This is a genomic window from Candidatus Frankia nodulisporulans (genome assembly GCF_902806475.1).
GTDB classification, from domain to species: domain Bacteria; phylum Actinomycetota; class Actinomycetes; order Frankiales; family Frankiaceae; genus Frankia; species Frankia umida.
The window spans coordinates 1-3,828 of the sequence record NZ_CADCWS010000333.1; the positions used below are offsets into that span (position 1 = coordinate 1).

General features: G+C 68.1%; 3 protein-coding genes. All 3 read right to left on the bottom strand.

From position 1 onward, the window contains the following. Positions 1–141 precede the first annotated feature (141 nt). The 3 genes from G6R24_RS19155 to G6R24_RS19165 all read right to left on the bottom strand — a co-directional run bounded on the left by G6R24_RS19155 (position 142) and on the right by G6R24_RS19165 (position 3,478). Positions 142–1,479: an ABC transporter substrate-binding protein gene (locus G6R24_RS19155; protein ID WP_175087728.1), complete on the bottom strand. Its 1,338-nt coding sequence runs from the start codon at positions 1,477–1,479 to the stop codon at positions 142–144. An 89-nt stretch (positions 1,480–1,568) separates the two neighbouring features. Further along, positions 1,569–2,411 (bottom strand): ABC transporter ATP-binding protein, encoded by an 843-nt coding sequence (locus G6R24_RS19160; protein ID WP_476695797.1) that lies wholly within the window; start codon positions 2,409–2,411, stop codon positions 1,569–1,571. Positions 2,412–2,509: 98 nt separating this feature from the next. Then, positions 2,510–3,478, bottom strand: coding sequence for an ABC transporter permease (locus tag G6R24_RS19165; RefSeq protein ID WP_217451511.1), 969 nt, complete (start codon positions 3,476–3,478; stop codon positions 2,510–2,512). Between the last annotated feature and the right edge of the window lie 350 nt (positions 3,479–3,828).

Sequence of the window (3,828 nt, forward strand, 5' to 3'; positions counted from 1 at the left end):
ACTGCGGCAGAAAGTCTCCGGGTGCCTCCGCACCCTCACCGGCGCCCGACAGTTCTGCGCGATCGCCACCAAACACGGCATCCCCCTGCTCCCCGCCCTCGTCCAACTCGCCGAGGGCCGCCCCTGGATGCCCGCAACCACCTAACCCACGATCAAAGCGCTACCTGACCAGTTACCCTGGAACTTGCCCGCGTAGGCCTGTTCGATGAAGGCGCCGGCGTCCAGCGCCGGCCGGGTCAGCTCGATGCCGAGTTTCTTCAGATCCGCCTGGATGGCCTGGCCGAGAACATCGCGTTGTTCACGTACCGCGGACGCGAGCAACGGCCAGACGAGGGTGAGTCGACGCCCGTCCCGCGTCCGGTAACCGGCGGAGTCACGGGCGGTCCAGCCGGCCTGGTCGAGCAGCTGGTTGGCCTTGGCAGGGTCGTAGGGCCAGCTGTTCTCCAACGAGGCGTCGTAGGACGGGGTGACCGCGGTGAGCGGGCTCCACGAGCGCCGGTACTGGCCGAAGTAGACCGTTTTGACATCCTGGTCGATGTTCACCCCGCGCTGGAAGGCCTGGCGAACCCGCACATCGGTGAACGGTGCCAGCGCGGTGTTCAGATAGAGGCTGTAGGGGGAACCGGGGGCGTCCCGGCGCAGCACCTGCAGGCGGCTGTTGGCCTCGACCGTACGCACGTTCGCCGGCGGCACCGCGCCGGCGAGATCGACCTGGCCGCTGGTCAGCGAGCCGACCCGGGCCGAGTTCTCCTTGAGGATGCGGATGGTCAGCGTGTCGAGATAGGCCGGCCCGGAATGCCGGGCGTTTTCCGGCGCCCACCGGTACGCCGGGTTCTTCGACAGGACGATGCTCTGACCACGGGTGTAACGGGTGAACAGGAACGGCCCGGTCCCGACGGACGCCGGCCCACCGGCACAGAGCCTGCTCGAGTTGGCGGCGAGTGCCTTCGGCGAGTAGAAGCCGAGATAGGCGGTGCTCGCACCCTGCAGGAACGGGGAGAAGGGCGAGGAGAAGTTCACCCGCACGGTGGAGTCGTCGACGACGTCGGTGCCGGTGTAGGGGCCGAGCAGGCTTGAGGCGAACCGTGACTTGGTCGCCGGTGCGACGATGTGGTCGAAGTTGGCCTTGACGGCCTGGGCGTTGAACGGCGTGCCGTCGGAGAACGTGACCCCCTTACGCAGAGTGAATGTATAGCTCCTGTGGTCCGGAGCGATCGTCCACGACGTGGCGAGCCAGGGGTGGAAGGTGCCGGCGGTGTCCTCGGAGACCAGTGAGTCGAACACGTTGCGCTGGATCGCCGCGGTGATGTCCTGCGGGCTCACGTGAATGTCGAAGCAGGTCGGCTCGGTGTCGATGGCGTAGGTCAACGATCCGCCCGCGACCGGCGGCCCCGCACTCGCGGCGTCCGGTGCGGCCGGGGCGGAACCGGAGCTACAGGCGACAAGCAGCAGCACGGCGGTGACAGCTGTCGCCGTCATCGTGCGCACGGGCCGAACCGCGAGGCGTCTGAGTCGGGGCAACCGCATGGAGGAACTCCCAGGATGTCAGAGCTTGAAAAGATGACGAGTCAGACGTCCTCGGTCGTCCCGCTTGGCCGCGCCGGTCCGACCGGTGCACCTGAGCCGACCGGCTCGCCTGAGCTGGCAGTGCCGTCCGGGCTGGCAGTGCTGTCTGGGCTGGCGAGGCTGCCACCGGTGTCCGCAGCGGTCACTGCGGCACCGACGCCGAGTCGGGCGAGGAGCTCGGCGCGCAGGGCGACGAAGGCCGGATCGGTCACGTTTCGCGGCCGTGGCAGGTTGATCTCCAGACTGTGCGAGATCACTCCGCTTTCCATCACCAGTGCGCGGTCGGCGAGCAGCAGTGCTTCCTCGACGTCATGCGTGACCAGCAGCACCGCCGGACGGTGCCGCTGCCACAGCTGCTCCACGAGGGTCTGCACCCTGATCCGGGTCAGGGCGTCAAGGGCGCCGAACGGCTCGTCCAACAGCATCAGCTGGGGGTCGCGCACCAGAGCTCGGGCCAGCGACGCGCGTTGTGCCTCGCCGCCAGACAGCGTGCTTGGCCAGGCGTTGGCCCGGTGGGCCAGCCCGACCTCCGTCAGGGCCTCGAGCGCCCGAGCCTTGTCCGGTCGGCCCGGCAGGCCCAGCACGACGTTGCGCCAGACCCGCTTCCACGGCAGCAGTCTGGGAGACTGGAAGGCGACCGCCCGTCGGGGCGCGATCTGGACCTTGCCGCTGATCTCGTTGTCCAGGTCGGCCAGAATGCGCAGCAGGGTGCTCTTCCCGCATCCGCTCGTGCCCAGCAGTGTGACGAACTGGCCAGCCGGGATGGCCAGGTCCAACCCGCGGATGACCGGCGTTTCGCCGAACGAACGCCACAGGTCGCGCGCGACGACGGCGGAGGCAGGCACCGTCCCCGCCGTCGTCGCGCTCCCCGCCGTCCCCGGGGTTGCTGACACTCCCGATGTCTTTTGCGTACCTGGCATCCCCGACGGAGCAGCCGTGGGGGTCATGCTCCGCTGAAAGCCGGTCGCCACGACAGCAGCACCCTTTCGAAAAGGCGGACAAAGGCATCGACGGTGAGTCCGAGAACGGCATAGACAACGAGGCAGACCACGATGATGTCGGTGCGCTGGAACTCCTGCGCCTGGTTCATGAGCTGCCCCAGGCCCTGGTTCGCGTTGATCTGCTCGGCGAAGATGAGTGCGAGCCAGGAGATCGCGAGGGAGAACCGCAACCCGACCAGCACGCTGGGCAACGCGCCGGGCAGAATGACGTGCCTGATCAGCCCGGTACGGTTCAGTCCGACCGTGCGGGCGGCCTCCACGAGGTCGATGTCGACGTTGCGGATGCCGGCATAGGTGTTGATGTACAAGGGGAATGCGACGCCAAAGGCGACCAGCGCGACCTTCGGCGTCTCGCCGATGCCGAACCAGATGATGAACAACGGAATCAGGCCCACGAAGGGAACCGTTCTGATCATCTGGACCGAGGCGTCGATGAGATCCTCGCCGAGCCGGAACAGCCCTGCGAGCAGGGCCAGGCCGACCCCGATGGCCCCGCCGAGCAGTAGGCCCGTCCCGGCCCGACGCAATGACACGGCGACCGCCCGGGGTAGCTCGCCGTTGCCGACCAGATGACCGAAGGTGGTCACCACCGTCCAGGGGGAGGCCAGAAGGTCGCTGGAAGCACTGCCCGCCCACACGGCGATCTGCCAGGCGGCCAGGAGAACCAGCGGCCCCACGGGCCGTCGCGCCCACCGGGGCACCCCGCGTCGTCGGGCGGTCGACGGGCGAACGGTAACCAGGTCCGTGCTGGCGGGGTCCGCGTTGACCGGGTCGGCGTCGACCAGGTCAACGGCGGCCATGTCGCCTGTCAGCGCGACGACGGGACCTGGCTGTGTGGACGTAGGGGGTCGGGTCCCCTCGCGGCCGCGCTCACGTCCGTCCTTCTCCGCGGGAATAGCCTCGGTGGTCACGCGGATCCCCCCGTCGATGGCATGAATGTGATGGCAGGCCTCGCACCTCGCCAGATTGGCGTTTTTGGGCATGCCGACGGCACGGATGCGCTGCGGTTCGCGCTATCGGCGACGCGCCGAGGTCTCTTTTCGCCTGCTGCTTGGCGCGTCGACCGGACGCGGACCGGCGCCGGAGCGGATGACATGCACCCGTCAACAAAGTTCTTGGCGCTCCGTCAAGCAGAGAGGCCAAAATCCCAGCTCGGAAACCTGGCTGTCAGTCCCTACACGCCGCGGACTTGACTCGCTGAAAGTCGATGTGCCCACGGGTGACCAGTCGCGCTGATCTGTACACGGGAGCAACCAAAGCA